Genomic DNA, 17,093 nt, shown 5'->3' with positions numbered 1-17,093 from the left:
ACCTGGCCCGTCCGTCGGAGGCTTCAAGGCGGCGAGGTTCTAAGAGAACTCAGCGCCGTCGCGCTTCCGGATAACGACCGCGCGGAGCGAACGGGCTTCGTCGAAACGGTATTCTCAATTTCTTCCGGACGATGTCCGGCGCTCCGCAGCCCTTTCCATACCTTCAGCGAGAGATCGCGTGAGGCCGAGAAGCCGCGCGTGAAGACCCCCTCAGCCGCTTCGCGACAGCTCCCCCTGAGGGGGAGCATCCGCTCGGCCTAGATCCTCCCCCCTCAGGGGGAGGTGGCCCGGAGGGCCGGAGGGGGAAGGCACGGCGCTTTCGTTTCCGCCCTGGGCCTTCTATATGCAACCGCTCCTCGACTCCCCCGGAAGACCCATGGCCCGCATCCTGATCACCTCCGCCCTGCCGTACATCAACGGCATCAAGCACCTGGGCAATCTGGCGGGATCGATGCTGCCGGCCGACGTCTACGCCCGCTTCCAGCGCGCCCGCGGCCACGACACCCTCTACATCTGCGCCACAGACGAGCACGGCACCCCCGCCGAGCTGGCCGCCGCCGCCGCGGGCCAGGACGTCCAGACCTACTGCGCCGAGCAGCACGTGCTGCAATACGAGGTGGGCGTGAAGTTCGGCCTGTCGTGGGACTGGTTCGGCCGCTCGTCCTCGCCGCAGAACCATCGCCTGACCCAGCACTTCTGCGAGGTGCTGGAAGAGCGCGGCCTGATCGAGGAACGCGTCGACCAGATGGTCTATTCCATCGACGACAAGCGCTTCCTGCCCGACCGCTACATCGAGGGCACGTGTCCGCATTGCGGGTTTGAAAAGGCGCGCGGCGACCAGTGCGACAACTGCGGCAACCTGCTGGACCCGACCGACCTGATCAATCCGTACTCGGTGATCTCGGGCTCGCGGAACCTGGAGGTGCGCGACACCAAGCACCTCTATCTGCTGCAGACCAAGATGGCCGACCGCATCCGGACCTGGGTCGACGGCCACGCCGACTGGCCGCTGCTGGCCAAGTCGATCGCCTACAAGCACCTGGACGAGGGCCTGATCGACCGGGGCATCACCCGCGACCTTTCCTGGGGCATCCCGGTGACCAAGGGCGAGTTCCCGCGCCCGGGCTTCGAGGACAAGGTTTTCTACGTCTGGTTCGACGCCCCGATCGAATACATCGCCGCCACCCAGGAATGGGCGCAGGCCCAGCCGGACCGCGACTGGAAGTCGTGGTGGCGCACCGACGAGGGCGCGAACGACGTCCGCTACGTCCAGTTCATGGGCAAGGACAACGTCGCCTTCCACACCGTCAGCTTCCCGGCGACCATCCTGGGTTCGGAAGAGCCGTGGAAGAGCGTCGACATGCTCAAGGCCTTCAACTGGCTCAACTGGTACGGCGGCAAGTTCTCGACCTCGAACAAGCGCGGCGTGTTCATGGACGCGGCCCTGGAGATCCTGCCGCCCGACCTGTGGCGCTGGTACCTGACCTCGAACTCGCCGGAGAGCAGCGACACGGCCTTCACCTGGGAGCAGTTCGCCAGCGCCGTGAACCGCGACCTGGCCGACGTTCTGGGCAACTTCGTCAACCGCATCCTGAAGTTCACCGAGAGCAAGTTCGACGGCGTGATCCCGGAGGGCGGCGCGCCCGGCCCGCTGGAGGAGAAGCTGTTCGCCGACGTCTCCGCGCGCCTGGCGGACCTGGCCGAGCAGATGGACGCCATCGAGGTGCGCAAGAGCGCCCAGGCCCTGCGCGCCCTCTGGGTGGTCGGCAACGAATACCTGCAGGAAGCAGCCCCGTGGACGGCGATCAAGACCGACCGCGACCGCGCCGCCGTGATCGTCCGCACCGCCCTCAACCTGGCGGCCCTGTACGCCCGCATCTCCGCGCCGTTCATCCCGTTCGCCGCCGAGAAGATCGCCGAGGCCTTCTCGCAGGCCTATCCGGGCGCCTGGCCGACCACCGACGCGGCCGCCGAGCTGTCGACCCTGCCGGTCGGCCTGTCGGTCCGCGCGCCGGAGGTGCTGTTCAAGAAGATCGAGGACGAGCAGATCGCCGAATGGACCGAGCGCTTCGGCGGGGCGGAATAGGGTGACCGACGGGGCGGGGGCAGGGCGTCTTTCGACCCAAACCCGCCTGGGCCTGTTCTACGTCGTCTCGTATCTCGGCACCGGCGTCAGCCTGCCGTTCATCGCCACCTATTTCCGCTCGCGCGGCCTGAGCGGGGCCGAGATCGGGCTGATCCTGGCCGTGCCGATGCTGGCGCGGCCGTTCACCGGACCAGTGCTGGCGGTGTGGGCCGACGGCTTCGCCCTGCGGCGCACGCCCCTGGCCCTGCTGGCCCTGGGGGCGGCGGCCGGCTACCTGGCCCTGCCGGTCGCGCCGGGCTTCTGGGGGCTGCTGGCCTGCTGGCTGGTGGGCATGACCTGCCTGACCACCCTGACCCCGCTGATCGACGTCCTGACCCTGCGGCGCTCGCGGCTGGACGGCTTCAACTACGGCCTGCCGCGCGGCGCGGGCTCGGCGGCGTTCATCGTCGCCAACCTGGCCATGGGGGCGATCCTGGCGGTCATGGCGCCCAGCGTGATCGTGGCCTGGATCACCACGGCGGCCGTCGGCGTCGCCGTGATCTCGGCCCTGGTCCTGCCGGCCGACCGCGTCCACGAGGCTGGAGCCCCCCAGCTCGGCTCCGCCGAGCGCTGGAAGGGCCTGGGCGGCCTGCTGCGCGACCGCACCTTCGTGCTGGCCGTGGTCACCGCCGGCCTGATCCAGGGGACGCACGCCTTCTACTACGGCTTCTCGGCCCTGCTGTGGCGCAAGGAGGGGATCTCGGCCCCGATGATCGGCGTGCTCTGGGGCGTCGGGGTGGCGGTCGAGGTCGGCTTCATGTGGTTCGCCGAGCCGTGGCGGCGCAAGGTCGGGCCCGAGAAGCTGCTGGTGCTGGGCGGGGCGGCGGCGCTGCTGCGCTGGAGCGCCTACGCCTTCATGCCGCCGCTGTGGTTGCTGTTCCCGCTGCAGGCCCTGCACGCCCTGACCTTCGCGGCCAGCTTCATGGCCTCGCTGCGGCTGATCGAGCGCCTGGCGCCGCCCCAGAGCGCCTCGGCCGCCCAGGCGATCAACTCGGCCCTGTCGGCCGGCTTCGTCCTGGGCGTGGGCACGCTGGCGGCCGGCCCGCTGTTCGACGCCTTCGGGCCGAGGGGCTACCTGGCCATGGCGGCGATGGGCGGGCTGGGGTTGATCGGGGCGGTGATGCTGACCAAGCGGGCGGGGCGCTAGCGTGGTCGGGGACATGCCCTCGCGGCGTGTCCCCATGACCGGGCGCGGCGCTCTTCGATGGGGACACGCCGCAAGGGCATGTCCCCAGCCGCGGGGCCTAGATCTCGTAGTCCAGTTCGCCTTCCAGCCAGGCGACGATCCGTTCGGCGGCGGCGACCGGGTCCATCTTGGTCGTGTCGATCCGCAGCTCGGGATGCTCGGGCGCCTCGTAGGGGCTGTCGATGCCGGTGAAGTTCTTCAGCTGGCCCGACCGCGCCTTCCTGTAGAGGCCCTTGACGTCGCGTTCCTCGGCCACCGCCAGCGGGGTGTCGACGAACACCTCGACGAACTCGCCGTCCTGCAGGATCTCGCGGGCCAGGCGGCGCTCGGCCTGGAACGGCGAGATGAAGGCGGTCAGCACGATCAGGCCGGCGTCGACCATCAGCTTGGCGACCTCGGCCACCCGGCGGATGTTCTCGACCCGGTCCTCCTCGGTGAAGCCGAGGTTCTTGTTGAGGCCGTGGCGGACGTTGTCGCCGTCCAGCAGATAGGTGTGGCGACCCAGGGCGTGCAGGCGCTTCTCGACCAGGTTGGCGATGGTCGACTTGCCCGCGCCCGACAGGCCCGTCAGCCAGACGACCCGGCCGCGCTGGCCCTTGAGGGCGGCGCGCGAGGCCTTGCTGACGTCGGTGTGCTGCCAGTGGATGTTGTCGGCCCGGCGCAGGGCGAAGTTCAGCAGGCCCGCGCCGACGGTGCGGTTGCTGATCCGGTCGATCAGGATGAAGCCGCCCAGGTCGCGGTTCTGGGCGTAGGGCTCGAACGGGATCGCCTGGTCCAGCGACAGGTTCACCAGGCCGATCTCGTTCAGCTCCAGCTTCTTGGCCGCCAGGTGCTCCAGCGTGTTGACGTTCACCCGGTGCTTGATCTCGGTGACGCTGGCGCCGACCATCCGCGTGCCGATCTTCAGGAGATACGAGCGTCCCGGAGGGAGGGCCTCGTCGTCCATCCAGACCACGGTGGCCTCGAACTGGCCGGCCACGGCGACGGGATCGTCGGCGGCCACCAAGATGTCGCCGCGGCTGACGTCGATCTCGTCGGCCAGGGTGATCGTCACCGACTGGCCGGCGTAGGCCTCAGGCAAATCGTCGGGCTTGGTGACGATGCGGGCGACGGTGCTCTCGCGGCCCGAGGGCAGGGATTTGACGCGGTCGCCCGGTCGGACCGTGCCGGCGGCGATCTGGCCCGAGAAGCCCCGGAAGTCGAGGTTCGGGCGATTGACCCACTGCACGGGCATGCGGAACGACTGGCTCCGCAGGTCGTCCTCGACCTCCACGCCCTCCAGCCAGTCCATCAGGATCGGGCCGTCGAACCAGGGCGAGTGCTCGCCGCGCGCGGCGATGTTGTCGCCGCCCAGGCCCGAGATGGGGATGGGAGTGAAGGTCGGGAGGCCGATCTGGTCGGCGAAGGCGCGGTAGTCGGCGACGATCTTGTCGAACACCGCCTGATCCCAGCCGACCAGGTCCATCTTGTTCACCGCCAGCACCACGTGGCGGATGCCCAGCAGCTTGACGAGATAGCTGTGGCGGCGGGTCTGGGTCAGCACGCCCTTGCGGGCGTCGATCAGGATCACGGCCGCGTCGGCGGTCGAGGCGCCGGTGACCATGTTGCGCGTGTACTGCTCGTGCCCGGGGGTGTCGGCGACGATGAACTTGCGCTTGTCGGTCGAGAAGAAGCGATAGGCGACGTCGATGGTGATGCCCTGCTCGCGCTCGGCCGCCAGGCCGTCGACCAGCAGGGCGAAGTCGATCGCGCCGCCCTGGGTGCCGACTCGCTTGGAGTCGGCCTCGAGGGCCGCCATCTGGTCCTCGAAGATCATCTTGCTGTCGTAGAGCAGCCGGCCGATCAGGGTCGACTTGCCGTCGTCCACCGACCCGCAGGTGATGAAGCGCAGCAGCGACTTGTGCTGGTGGGCGACCAGATAGGCGTCGATGTCCTCGGCGACGAGGTCGGAGGGCTTGTAGACCTTGGTCATCTAGAAATACCCCTCCTGCTTCTTCTTCTCCATCGAGGCCGACTGGTCGTGGTCGATGACCCGGCCCTGGCGCTCGCTGGTGGTGGCCAGGAGCATCTCCTGAATCACCTCGGGGAGGGTGGAGGCGGTGCTCTCGACCGCGCCGGTCAGGGGGTAGCAGCCCAAGGTCCGGAAGCGGACCGACCGCATCTGCGGGACCTCGCCGGGACGCAGGCGGAAGCGGTCGTCGTCGACCATTATGAGCGCGCCGTCGCGCTCGACCACCGGGCGCTCGGCCGCGAAGTACAGCGGCACGATCGGGATGTTCTCCAGATGGATGTATTGCCAGACGTCCAGCTCGGTCCAGTTGGAGATCGGGAAGACGCGCAGGCTTTCGCCGGGATGCTTGCGGGTGTTGTACAGCTTCCAGAGTTCCGGCCGTTGGTCCTTGGGGTCCCAGCGCTGCTCGGCGGTGCGGAAGCTGAAGACGCGCTCCTTGGCCCGGCTCTTCTCCTCGTCGCGGCGGGCGCCGCCGAAGGCCGCGTCGAAGCCGTACTTGGCCAGGGCCTGCTTGAGGCCCTCGGTCTTCCAGAGATCGGTGTGCAGGGCGCTGCCGTGGTCGAACGGGTTGATGCCGCGCGCCTCGGCCTCGGGGTTCTTGTGGACCAGCAGGTCGAAGCCGAGTTGCTGGGCGATGGTGTCGCGCAGCTCGTACATCGCCTTGAACTTCCAGGTCGTGTCGACGTGCAGCAGCGGGAAGGGGGGCTTGGACGGATAGAACGCCTTGGCCGCCAGGTGCAGCATCACCGCGCTGTCCTTGCCGATCGAATACAGCATGACCGGGTTTTCGCACTCGGCCGCCACTTCGCGCAGGATGTGGATGCTTTCGGCTTCCAGGCGCTGCAGGTGCGTCAGGCGGGCCGGGGACAGCGCACTCATGGACGGGTCCGCAAAGGCGTCGTGCGACAGCGAAGCGACTTGGGTAGGGGGCAAAACGCTTATCCGCAAATGGAAAGCTCCGCCGACGCACGGAGGCGCGGCGACGGAAGGGGGGATGTTGGTCGTGGACCTAGGTCCCGGGGGGCGAGCGGGCAAGGCGGGGAAATCTGCAGGCGCTGTGAGCTTCGATGGCGCCCGGCGGCGGGAGCGGGGCCTTTCATGACCAAAAGTTCACTCGCCTCCCGCGACGAACCGCCGCATAACGCCGCTATCGGAAAATGGGCTTCCCGATGTCCTCCCTGGCTGAATTCATCGCCGCGATCGTGCTCTGGCTGTCGTCGATGGCGCTTTGCCAGTTCGGCATGGCCGTCGAGCATCGCGCCAAGGAGCCGCCCAAGGCCGAACGGGTCATCGCCCGCTCGCCCCGCCAGCAGGCCGTCCAGACCATCGAGCGCTGTCCCAAGCTGCATCGGACCGAGGTCAGCGCCTAGGATCGCGCCTGGGTCCCGGACGCGCCAACCCCTTCGCCAGATTGGAAAACCGGCGGAACCCGCTATGCGGGCCGGCTTTTCGCCGCTAGGTTTATTCGTTGCGTGCGAGAGGGGCGTCCGCGCGGCGATGTTCATCCGGCCCCGAGCCGTTTCGCCCTGGGACTATGGCTGCGTATGAAGCCCAAGAAGCGCCAACCGCTTGATTTCACCGGCATTCCCGTGGAGCCGTCGGTCGATGACGTCGATCGCGCCATCGAGGCGGAAGCCGAACCCGATGCGGATGCGCCGGTCAGTGAGCCGGACCTGGACCTCGATATAGCCGCTGTTCCCGAAGCGTCGGCGCCGCCGATTCTCGACCGTGGTCCGCTGGACCTCGGGCCCGAACCCGCGCCGGAGCCGCCCGCGGCCCCCGCGCCGCAGACCTCGCGGGCCAGCGCGCGGCGCGGCTTCTTCGGCTCTGCGTCCAAGCCGGCGCCCAAGTCCGAGCCTGAACCCGAAGCCCAACCTGAATCCAAGGCCTTCGAACCGGTCGAACCGCCGACGGTCGAAGCCGTCGATCCCGAGCCGGAAGCGGTGATCGAGCCGGCGCCGCCGCCGAAGTCGAACTTCAAGCCGCCCGAACCGGAAGCCGATCCAGCGCCGTTCACCCCGGCCCGGGGCCGGCGCAGCGCGCCGGTCGAGGCCGAGCCCCTGGCTCCGCTGCCGTCGTTCCTGACCGCGCCGGTCGCCAGCCAGGCGGCCCAGCCGCCGGCCCCGGTCGTCGAGCCGGAACCGCCGGCTCCGTCCAAGCGGTTCGAGGCGGCGGTGTCCAAGCCGCGCGAGACGGCGCCGGCCGCGCCCGAGCCGCCCGTCACCACGCTGTCGACGGCCCGCGAAGGCAAGAAGCCGATGCCGGCGCCGCTGTTCTGGAGCCTGGCGGTCGCCGCCGCGGCGCTGTGGACCCTGGGCCCGATCGCCTTCGCGCTAGGTTACGGCGCGGGCGTGCCCGCCCTGAAGGTCGACCAGTTCGCCCTGACCGTGTTCGCGGCCCTGGCCGTCGGGCCGGCCGTCTTCACCCTGCTGGGCGCCTACATGCTGCGCCAGGCCATGGGCGTCTCCGCCGAGCTGAAGCACAGCCGGACCGTGACCGACCGCCTGGTCACCCCCGCCGCCCTGGCCGCGGCCGGGGTCGACGGCATGGTCGAGCGCATCCGCGGCCAGATCGACGCGGCCACCGCCGCCGCCGAGGACGCCCGCAACCGCGTCCAGGAACTGCGCGAGGCCCTGGCCGAGGAGACCCTCGCCCTGGCCCAGACCACCAGCGAGTCCGCCCGCATGGTGCAGCAGCTGTCCGAGGGCCTGGGCCACGAGCGCCAGGCCATGCACGCCCTGTCGACGACGCTGGACGCCCAGTCCACGGCGGTGGTCGACGCCATCGGCAGCCAGGCGCGCATGGTCGCCGAGGCGTCCGACCTGGCCGAGACCCAGCTGCGCGAGGCCGAAGCCGCCCTGGCCGCCCGGGCCGCCGATCTGGCCGCCGCCGCCGCCGAGGCGTCGGACGCCGCCCGCGTCGGGGCCGAGGACCTGTCGCGCCAGATCGCCCGCCTGGAGACCGCCGGCCAAGGCGTCGGCGACCAGATGGGCGCCGTTGAGCGCACCCTGGCCTCGCAGCGCGCCGCCCTGGTCGCCGCCAGCCAGCAGCTGCGCACCGACCAGGAGGATTTCGCCGCCGAGAGCGAGACCCGCACCGCCCAGCTCACCGAGTTCATCGGCCACACCCGCGCCGGCGCCACCGAGATGAGCGACATGGCGGCCATGGGGGCCGAGGTGCTGCGCGGCCTGATCGGTTCGGCGGCCCAGCAGCTGCGCGAGGTCGCCGAGACCGCCCGCGCCGAGCGTGAGGCCCTGGCGGCCGAGACCTCCAGCGCCATCGCGGCCCTGGCCAGCGCCGCCGGCGGCCAGCGCGCCGACCTGGAAACGGCCCTGGCCCAGGCCATGGAGTCCATGGCCGAGGCGGCCCGCAAGGCCAACGAAGGCGTCGAGCTGCGCGTCGAGGCCGCCCGCATCCGCGTCGACCAGTTGAACGAGATCGCCTTCGCCGCCGGCCAGAAGGCCGACACGGTGTTCGAGTCCCGCATGGACGAGGCCCGCGACCTGATCGAGCAGTCGGCCCAGGTGGTCGAGCAGGCCGGCGCCCGCACCGCCCAGAAGCTGTCCGAAGCGGTCGAGACCGCGCGCGGCACGATCACCGAGATGGAGGCCATGCTGGCCGACGTCGGCCGCCGCACCGCCGACCTGCCCGCCGAGGCCCTGGCCCGCGCCAACGAGGTCCGGGCCCAGATCGAGCAGGGCATCGAGGACCTCCGCACCTCCGCCCGCCGGACCGCCGAGGAGACCGCGGCGATCGACCAGGCCTTCCAGGAGCGGGTCCGCCGCAACTACGACATGCTCAGCGAGGCCGTCGGCCGGATGGGCGCCGTCCAGCCTCCCGCCGCCACGCCGTCCCGCGCGCCGCCGCCGCTGAACCGTCAGGTCCAGGCCGCCGCGCCGCCTCCGCCTCCGCCGCAGTCCGCGCCGGCCCCCAGGCCCGCCAACGAGCCCAGCGCCGAGGAGGCCGGGCTGCGGCCGCGCCTGCGCCTGACGCCGACCGCCACCGACGACGAGTTCCGCTCGGTGTTCGACGCCGCCGGCGGCCGCAACGCCGCGCCGTCCGGGCCCGCCGAGCGGGCCGAACCGCAGCAGGGCGGCGGCCTGTCGTGGCGCAACCTGCTGTCGGGCCTGGAGAGCGCCGCCCCCGGCGACGCCGCCCTGGGCGAGAAGATGGCCGGCGAGATCCTGGCCATGGGCATAGATCCGACGGCCCTGCTGCCCCGCGCCCGCATCGACGAGATCGCCGCCACGATCCAGACCCACGACGAGGGCGCATCGCGCGAGGTGGTCAAGAAGCTGGCCCCGGCCGCCATCCGCCGGCTGGTCCGCCGCCTGTTCTCCGACGCGGGGCTGCGGGCCGACGCCGAGCGCTTCCTGCGCCGCTACGCCGGCATGATGGACGAGGCGTCCGAGCAGGACCGCGAGGGCTTCCTGGTGGCGGCGCTGCTGTCGTCCGACGCCGGCCGCGCCTATCTGCTGCTGGACGCGGCCTTCGGGGACCTGGCCTAGGGTGAAGCGCCTGTTCGACGCGGCGGCGTCCGGGGCGGCGCTGCTGCTGCTGGCGGTCCCGTTGCTGATCGTGGCGGCGGTGGTGCGCCTGACCTCGCCGGGTCCGGCGCTCTACTGGTCGCAGCGGGTGGGGCGGGGCAACGCCCTGTTCGCCATGCCCAAGTTCCGGACCATGCGGATCGACACGCCCGAGGTCGCCACCCACCTGCTGGCCGATCCCGACCGCTGGCTGACGCCGCCGGGCGCCTTCCTGCGCAAGACCAGCATCGACGAGCTGCCGCAGCTGTGGAGCGTGCTGGTCGGCGACATGAGCCTGGTCGGCCCGCGCCCGGCGCTGTTCAACCAGGACGACCTGGTGGCGCTGCGTACCGAGGCCGGGGTCGAGGCCCTGCGCCCCGGCGTCACCGGCTGGGCGCAGATCAACGGGCGGGACGAGATCGCCATTCCGGAGAAGGTGGCCCTGGACGCCGAATACCTCCGACGCCAGGGGTTCTGGTTCGACCTGACGATCCTGCTGCGGACGGTCCTGCCCGTGGTGACGGGCCGGGGCGTCACGCGCTAGGCGAGGTCGCCGTACGCCTTCTCGAGCGCCGCCACGAAGGTCGCGTTGCCTGCCAGGTCGCGGCTGAACACCGGCTCCAGCTTCAGGAACTGCGCCACGTCGGCCTTGGCGTCGCCGGTGCAGGCGGCGGCCGTCTCGACCAGGCGGTCGGCCAGCGGGTCGACGATCTTGACGCCCTCGGCGGCGCGGCGGCGGACGAAGTGCATCCAGGCCGCCAGGGGCAGGGCCAGGCGGTCGACGGGGCGGCCGGCGGCCAGGGCGTCGGCGACCGTGCCCAGGATGCGGAACGGCAGCTTCTGCGAGCCGTCCCAGGCGATCTGGCTGAGCAGGTGGCGGATTTCGGGATTGCGGAACCGGCCCAGGATCGCCTGGGCATAGGCCTGTAGGTCCAGGCCGCGCGGCGCGGTCAGGGTCGGGATGATGTCCTGGACCATCAGGTCCTCGGCGATCCTGGCCAGCGCAGGATCGCTGATCGCCTCGAACACCGTCTCATGGCCCTTCAGCAGGCCGGCGTAGGCGATGGTCGAGTGGACGCCGTTCAGCAGGCGCAGCTTGGCGCGTTCGAAGCCGCGCACGTCGTCGGTCAGGGTGACGCCGACCGAAGCGAGATCGGGAGCGTTGTCGCCCAGCACGTCCTCGACCACCCACTGGGTGAAGGCCTCGCGCTGGATCGGCCAGGCGTCGGTCAGGCCGGTGGCGGCCTCGACCCGGGCCCGCAGGGCGTCGTCGGTGGCGGGGGTGATGCTGTCGACCATGGTGCGCGGGAAGCGGCCCTCGGCCTCGATCCAGGCGGCCAGGGCGGGGTCGATCGCCTCGGCGAAGGCGACGACGGCCGCCTTCAGGCGCCAGCCGTTGTCGGCGAGGTTGTCGCAGGCCACCACGGCGTAGGGCGGCAGGCCCACCTGGTGGCGGCGACGCAGGCCCTCGACCACGTAGCCGACGGCGCTGACCGGCGCCCGGGGGTGCTCCAGGTCGTGGACGATGTCGGGATGGGCCGTGTCCAGCTTACCGTCGCCGGTCAGGCAGTAGCCCTTCTCGGTGACGGTCAGGGTGACCATGCGGGTGTCCGGCGCGGCGAGGCGGGCGAAGACCGACGGCGGGTCCTCCGGCGCGACCAGCACCTCCAGGATCGAGCCGACCACGCGGAAGGTGGTCTCGGCGTCCAGCTGGGCCAGGGTGTAGAGGCCGTCCTGCGGCTGCAGGGCGTCGCGGACGCCGGGGCTCTTCAGCGACACGGCGCAGATCCCCCAGCGCGGGTCCTTGGCCAGCAGCTGGTCGAAATAGAAGGCCTGGTGGGCGCGGTGGAAGGCGCCGGGACCGAAATGCACGACGCCGACCGTGACCTTGTCGCGGTCGTAGGCGGGCAGGACCACGCCCGGGACGGCGGCCGGATAGCTGACGGCGTTGAGGCGGAGAGGACGGGAAAGGGTGTCGGTCACAGAGTAACGCCTTGCTTCCAGATGGCGATTTCACGCTCGCCGTTGAGTTCGGCCTTGGTCGGTCGCCCCGAGGCGGTGGCGACGACCAGGTCCATCAGGGAGTCGGCCGCCGCGTCCATGGTCTGGCCCGATAGCACGACCCCGGCGTCGAAATCGATCCAGCCCGGCTTGCGGGCGGCCAGGGCCGAGTTCGAGGCGATCTTCAGGGTGGGGGCGGGGAAGCCCAGCGGGGTGCCGCGACCGGTGGTGAACAGGATCACCGTCGCCCCGGCCGCCGTCAGGGCGGTGGACGAGACGGCGTCGTTGCCCGGGGCCTCCAGCAGGGTCAGGCCGTGCGGTCCGACCTGCTCGCCGTAGCGCAGCACCTCGACCAGCGGCGCGCGGCCGCCTTTCTGCACCGCGCCCAGAGACTTCTCCTCCAGGGTGGTGATGCCGCCGGCGATGTTGCCGGGCGAGGGGTTCTCGTAGATCGGCTGGTGGTTGTCGATGAAGTAGCGCTTGAAGTCGTCGATCACCCCGACGGCCTCGTCGAACACCTGGCGGGTCGCGGCGCGGGCCAGCAGCACGCCCTCGGCGCCGAACACCTCGGGAATCTCGGTCAGCACCGGCGTGCCGCCGGCGTCGGAGACCTTGTCGGCGATGCGGCCGACCAGCGGGTTGGCGGTGACGCCCGAGAAGCCGTCCGAGCCGCCGCACTTGAGGCCGACGACCAGTTCCGACAACGGAGCCGGTTCGCGGCGGTCCTTCTCGGCGATGGCGACCAGGGCCTCGACGGCGTCCAGCCCGTCCTCCAGCTCGTCCTCGACCATCTGGGTGGTGAACGAGCGCAGGCGTTCGGGATCCAGGCCCGGCGCGGACTCCAGCAGGGCCTTCAGCTGGTTGTTCTCGCAGCCCAGGCCCAGGATGAGCACGCCGCCGGCGTTGGGGTGGGCGGCCAGGCCGGCGATCAGCTTGCGGGTGTGGGTCAGGTCGTCGCCCAGCTGCGAGCAGCCGAACGGATGGGGGAAGGCGAAGACGCCGTCCACGCGGCCGGCGAAGCGGGCGTTGGCCTTCTCGGCGATCCTTCGGGCGGTGTTGGCCACACAGCCCACGGTGCACAGCACCCAGATCTCGTTGCGGGTGCCGACCCGGCCGTTCTTGCGGCGGTAGCCCAGGAAGGTCCCGGCCGGCGGCGGAGCGTGCGGCTCGGGATGGGCGTCGGCGTAGACGAAGTCCTCGACGCCCGACAGCCGGGTCTCGACGTTATGGACGTGCACGTGGTCGCCGACGGTGATGTCGGCCGTGGCCCGGCCGATCGGCCAGCCGTATTTCAGCACGTCGTCGCCAGCGCTGGCAGGACGCACCGCGATCTTGTGGCCCTTAGGGATGTCGGCGCGGGCGACGATCGCCTGGCCATGCAGGTCCAGGGTTTCGCCCGCAACGAGATCGCGCAGGGCCGTCGCCACGTGGTCGCGCGGATCGACGCCGTGGATCGATTCGGAAGGACTGGAGGTCGGGTCGACGATCAAAGCCTTGGTCATTGGAACTTTTCGTGCTGCCATCCCGTCTGTACGGCGGGGAAACCGGTGTCACCATAGGGCAAATACGCCCGGTGGTGCAGTTGTAGCGACGCCGCCGTGCGATAGAGTATGACAAAACAAAACAACGATCGCCGCATGGAAACGCTTTGACCTCGTCCAAATCCCCGTTGCCGGAGACTGACGGCATGGAAAACGACGCCGCTCTCGACGGCGGCCTCGAAGGCGGCCGCAAGCGCGCCACGATCAACGACATCGCCCGCCTGGCCGGCGTGTCGAAGAAGACCGTGTCGCGCGTCATCAACCAGTCGCCGTTCGTGCGTGACGAGACCCGTGAGCGCATCGAGGCGGTGATCGCCGAGTGGGGCTATGCGCCCGATCCCCAGGCCCGGGGCCTGGCGTTCCGCCGTTCGTTCCTGATCGGCATGATCTACGACAACCCCAACCCGCAATATGTCGTGAACATGCAGCTGGGCCTGCTGGACGGCATCCGCGGCTCGGGCTTCGAGCTGGTGGTCCACCCGTGCGACCGCTCCAGCCCCACCTTCCTGCAGGACATCCGCACCTTCATCGAGCGCCAGAAGCTGTTCGGCGTCGTGCTGCCGCCCTCGGTGTCGGAAGACGAGCGGGTGGCCAAGCTGCTGCGCGAAATCGGCTGCGAGTACATCCGCATCGCCTCGGTCGAGCTGGACAAGCCCGAGCACATGATCGTCGGCCACGACCGCCTGGGCGGCGAGGCCATGGGGGCCTATCTGGTCGAGCTGGGCCATCGCGAGATCGGCTTCATCAGCGGCCTGCCCAGCTTCCGGTCGTCGCACGAGCGGCGAGGGGGCTTCGAGGACGCGCTCAACAAGGCTGGGCTGGAGCTGAAGCCCGACTATGTCGTCCAGGGCGCCTACACCTTCGAGTCGGGCCTGGCCTGCGGCGAAACGCTGCTGGCCAAGACGCCCCGGCCCACCGCGATCTTCGCCGGCAACGACGAAATGGCGGCCGGCGTCCTGCAGGCGGCGCGACGCGCGGGGCTGCAGGTGCCGACCGACGTGACCGTGGTCGGGTTCGACGACTTCCAGATCGCCCAGGCCGTCTGGCCGCCGCTGACCACCATCCACATCCCCACCCGCGAGGTGGGCCGGATCGCGGCCGAGAAACTGATCGGCGCGGCGGTCCGCGAGAAGCGTGACCCCAACAGCACGATCCCCTATCTGGTGGTTCGCGACTCGTCCGGCGCCCCGCCTGCAAGGTAGGGTGGAAGGCACGATCGCGGCGGCGCCTTTGGCTTGCATGGCGCCATGACACCGGTTACCAAGCGCGTCGAAAACGGCCCGCGGAAGCCGTCGGCGGAGTAGGGAGTAGATGACGCCATGACCCGGCCTCTGGTTTTTCACGACGACCGCCTGTTCCCGGCCGACGAGCGCACGCGGGGGATCGCCCGGGCGCTGTACGGCCAGGTCAAGGCCCTGCCGATCATCAGCCCGCACGGCCACACCGATCCGGCCTGGTTCGCGACCAACGCCCCGTTCGAGGACGCCACCGATCTGTTGCTGGCGCCCGACCACTATCTCTTCCGCATGCTCTACAGCCAGGGCGTCTCGCTGGACGCCCTGAAGGTGCGCTCCAAGGCCGGGGTGCCCAGCACCGACCCGCGCGAGGCCTGGCGGCTGCTGGCGCAGAACTTCCACCTCTTCCGCGGCACGCCGTCGTGGCTGTGGCTCAACCACGTGTTCAGCCAGGTGTTCGGGATCAAGGTGTTCCTGAGCGCGGAGACCTCCGACCTCTATTTCGACACCATCAACGAGGCCCTGGCCACCGAGGCGTTCCGGCCCCGGGCCCTGTTCGACCGCTTCAACATCGAGACCCTGGCCACCACCGAGGGCCCGCAGGATCGGCTCGAGCACCACAAGGCCATCCGCGAGAGCGGCTGGGGCGGCCACGTGGTCACCGCCTATCGCCCCGACGCGGTCATCGACTTCGAGGACGAGCGCTTCGGCCGATCGTTCGAGCGCTTCGCCGAGGTCTCGGGCCAGGACGTCACGACCTGGAAGGGCTATCTGGAAGGCCACCGGGTGCGCCGCCAGGCCTTCATCGCCGCCGGGGCCACGTCTTCGGACCACGGCCATCCGACCGCCGCCACCGCCGACCTCAGCTCGGTCGAGGCCGAGGCCCTGTTCCAGAGCCTGCTGAAGGGCGACGTCACCCCGGCCAAGGCCGAACTGTTCCGCGCCCAGATGCTGACCGAGATGGCCCGCATGAGCCTGGACGACGGCCTGGTCATGCAGATCCACCCCGGCTCGCACCGCAACCACAATGTCGGGCTTCTGGCCTCGCACGGCCGCGACAAGGGGGCCGACATCCCCATGCGCACCGAATATGTCGAGGCGCTCAAGCCGCTGCTGACCAAGTTCGGCAACGACCCGCGCCTGTCGATCATCCTCTTCACCCTGGACGAGACGGTCTACAGCCGCGAGCTGGCTCCGCTGGCCGGGCACTATCCGGTGCTGAAGCTGGGCCCGTCCTGGTGGTTCCACGACAGCCCCGAGGGCATGATGCGGTTCCGCGAGCAGGTCACCGAGACGGCCGGCTTCTACAACACCGTCGGCTTCAACGACGACACCCGCGCCTTCCTCTCCATCCCCGCCCGCCACGACGTGGCCCGCCGCGTCGACAGCGCCTTCCTGGCCCGCATGGTCGCCGAGCACCGCATGGACGAGGTCGAGGCCGCCGAGCTCATCGTCGACCTCACCTACACCCTGCCCAAACGCGCCTACAAACTCGACCAACGGCCCGACTGGGCCCGGCCCGTCGCGCCCCTCAAACACGCCGCTGAATAGATTTTCCGGAGCTTCCAGATGTTCACCAAGACCTACCACGCCACTCACCCGGACATGATGCTCGCGGTCAGCAACGACGACCTGCGCGATCGCTACCTGATGGAAGGCCTGTTCCAGGACGGTAAGATCGTCCTGACCTACAACCACGCCGAACGCTTCGTCGTCGGCGGCGTGGTGGCAACCTCGGCCGTCAAGCTGCCCGACCAGACCGAGCCCGCCTCGGCCGCCGGCCACCCGTTCCTGGAACGCCGCGAGCTGGGTGTGATCAATGTCGGCGACACCACCGGCAAGATCACCGTCGACGGCGTGGCCTACGAGATCGTCCCGCGTGACGGCCTGTACGTCACCATGGGCGCCAAGGACGTGACCTTCGAAGGCACGGGCGGCCAGGCCGCGCGCTTCTACCTGGTCAGCCTGCCGGCCCACGCCGCGTTCGAGACCAAGAAGCTGGCCTTCGCCGACGCCATCCCGCTGGAGCGCGGTGCGCTGGAGACTTCCAACGAGCGCACCATCTACCAGTACATCGTGCCGACCACCTGCAAGTCGGCCCAGCTGCTGCTGGGCATGACCGTGCTGAAGCCGGGCAGCGTCTGGAACACCATGCCGCCCCACCTGCACGACCGCCGCTCGGAAGCCTATTTCTACTTCGGCCTGGGCGAGAACGACCGGGTCTTCCACTACATGGGCGAGCCGGACGAGATGCGTCACATCGTGATCGCCAACGAGGAAGCCGTGATGAGCCCGCCGTGGTCGATCCACATGGGTTCGGGCACCGCCAACTACACCTTCATCTGGGCGATGGGCGGGGAGAACCTCGACTACACCGACATGAACGTGCTGGACATCTGCCAGCTGAAGTAGGAGCGGGGACCGCTCCACTTCGCCGCGGCCGTCATCCCGGCCGTGGCGGAGCCAAG

The 17,093-nt window shown here is 70.1% G+C and carries 12 protein-coding genes; 8 read left to right on the top strand and 4 right to left on the bottom strand.

Going from position 1 to position 17,093, the window contains the following annotated elements:
- The first annotated feature begins 376 nt into the window (after nt 1-376).
- On the top strand, nt 377-2,086 hold the full coding sequence (gene metG, locus WAE60_RS15390) for a methionine--tRNA ligase (RefSeq protein WP_337687443.1): 1,710 nt from the start codon (nt 377-379) through the stop codon (nt 2,084-2,086).
- A 1-nt stretch (nt 2,087) separates the two neighbouring features.
- Nucleotides 2,088-3,272: an MFS transporter gene (locus tag WAE60_RS15385; protein ID WP_337687442.1), complete on the top strand. Its 1,185-nt coding sequence runs from the start codon at nt 2,088-2,090 to the stop codon at nt 3,270-3,272.
- Between the two features lie 97 nt (nt 3,273-3,369).
- Here WAE60_RS15385 and cysN read toward each other — a convergent pair whose 3' ends face one another.
- Complete coding sequence (cysN, locus tag WAE60_RS15380) at nt 3,370-5,283, bottom strand: sulfate adenylyltransferase subunit CysN (RefSeq protein WP_337687441.1); 1,914 nt, start codon at nt 5,281-5,283, stop codon at nt 3,370-3,372.
- On the bottom strand, nt 5,284-6,201 hold the full coding sequence (cysD, locus tag WAE60_RS15375; protein WP_029912553.1) for a sulfate adenylyltransferase subunit CysD: 918 nt from the start codon (nt 6,199-6,201) through the stop codon (nt 5,284-5,286).
- A gap of 290 nt (nt 6,202-6,491) precedes the next feature.
- Between cysD and WAE60_RS15370 the strand changes: the two genes are divergently transcribed.
- From WAE60_RS15370 to WAE60_RS15360, 3 genes are all read left to right on the top strand, one after another.
- On the top strand, nt 6,492-6,692 hold the full coding sequence (locus WAE60_RS15370) for a hypothetical protein (RefSeq protein ID WP_156035765.1): 201 nt from the start codon (nt 6,492-6,494) through the stop codon (nt 6,690-6,692).
- Between the two features lie 174 nt (nt 6,693-6,866).
- A complete protein-coding gene (locus WAE60_RS15365) occupies nt 6,867-9,830 on the top strand; it encodes a polar localization protein TipN (protein ID WP_337687440.1) in 2,964 nt (987 codons plus the stop codon).
- 1 nt (nt 9,831) lies between these two features.
- Nucleotides 9,832-10,392 (top strand): sugar transferase, encoded by a 561-nt coding sequence (locus WAE60_RS15360; protein ID WP_337687439.1) that lies wholly within the window; start codon nt 9,832-9,834, stop codon nt 10,390-10,392.
- Here WAE60_RS15360 and WAE60_RS15355 read toward each other — a convergent pair.
- Both WAE60_RS15355 and WAE60_RS15350 read right to left on the bottom strand, forming a co-directional pair.
- Entirely contained in the window at nt 10,389-11,831 is a 1,443-nt protein-coding gene (locus WAE60_RS15355; RefSeq protein WP_337687438.1) for a mannitol dehydrogenase family protein, read from the bottom strand. The two genes, WAE60_RS15360 and WAE60_RS15355, sit on opposite strands and share 4 nt — an antisense overlap.
- Nucleotides 11,828-13,336: an altronate dehydratase family protein gene (locus WAE60_RS15350; RefSeq protein WP_337687498.1), complete on the bottom strand. Its 1,509-nt coding sequence runs from the start codon at nt 13,334-13,336 to the stop codon at nt 11,828-11,830. The genes WAE60_RS15355 and WAE60_RS15350 overlap by 4 nt, the downstream gene beginning before the upstream one ends.
- 200 nt (nt 13,337-13,536) lie before the next feature.
- On the opposite strand from WAE60_RS15350, the gene WAE60_RS15345 reads away from it, so the two are divergent.
- The 3 genes from WAE60_RS15345 (at nt 13,537) to kduI (ending at nt 17,037) form a co-directional block, all read left to right on the top strand.
- Nucleotides 13,537-14,592 carry a LacI family DNA-binding transcriptional regulator gene (locus WAE60_RS15345; RefSeq protein WP_029912571.1) on the top strand — a complete coding sequence of 352 codons (1,056 nt, stop codon included), beginning with the start codon at nt 13,537-13,539 and terminating at the stop codon, nt 14,590-14,592.
- A 117-nt stretch (nt 14,593-14,709) separates the two neighbouring features.
- Nucleotides 14,710-16,176, top strand: a complete 1,467-nt coding sequence (gene uxaC / locus WAE60_RS15340; protein ID WP_337687437.1) for a glucuronate isomerase — start codon at nt 14,710-14,712, stop codon at nt 16,174-16,176.
- 18 nt (nt 16,177-16,194) lie between these two features.
- On the top strand, nt 16,195-17,037 hold the full coding sequence (gene kduI, locus WAE60_RS15335; protein ID WP_029912577.1) for a 5-dehydro-4-deoxy-D-glucuronate isomerase: 843 nt from the start codon (nt 16,195-16,197) through the stop codon (nt 17,035-17,037).
- Nucleotides 17,038-17,093 lie beyond the last annotated feature (56 nt).

This window comes from Caulobacter sp. CCG-8, from assembly GCF_037402475.1.
GTDB lineage: Bacteria > Pseudomonadota > Alphaproteobacteria > Caulobacterales > Caulobacteraceae > Caulobacter.
This window is presented reverse-complemented; position numbering and strand designations above follow the sequence as displayed.

Excerpts from the sequence above, each read along its gene's own strand:
- metG (WP_337687443.1), top strand. The coding sequence starts at position 377 with ATGGCCCGCATCCTGATCACCTCCGCCCTGCCGTACATCAACGGCATC.
- cysN (WP_337687441.1), bottom strand. The coding sequence starts at position 5,283 with ATGACCAAGGTCTACAAGCCCTCCGACCTCGTCGCCGAGGACATCGAC.
- cysD (WP_029912553.1), bottom strand. The coding sequence starts at position 6,201 with ATGAGTGCGCTGTCCCCGGCCCGCCTGACGCACCTGCAGCGCCTGGAA.
- WAE60_RS15370 (WP_156035765.1), top strand. The coding sequence starts at position 6,492 with ATGTCCTCCCTGGCTGAATTCATCGCCGCGATCGTGCTCTGGCTGTCG.
- WAE60_RS15365 (WP_337687440.1), top strand. The coding sequence starts at position 6,867 with ATGAAGCCCAAGAAGCGCCAACCGCTTGATTTCACCGGCATTCCCGTG.
- WAE60_RS15345 (WP_029912571.1), top strand. The coding sequence starts at position 13,537 with ATGGAAAACGACGCCGCTCTCGACGGCGGCCTCGAAGGCGGCCGCAAG.
- uxaC (WP_337687437.1), top strand. The coding sequence starts at position 14,710 with ATGACCCGGCCTCTGGTTTTTCACGACGACCGCCTGTTCCCGGCCGAC.
- kduI (WP_029912577.1), top strand. The coding sequence starts at position 16,195 with ATGTTCACCAAGACCTACCACGCCACTCACCCGGACATGATGCTCGCG.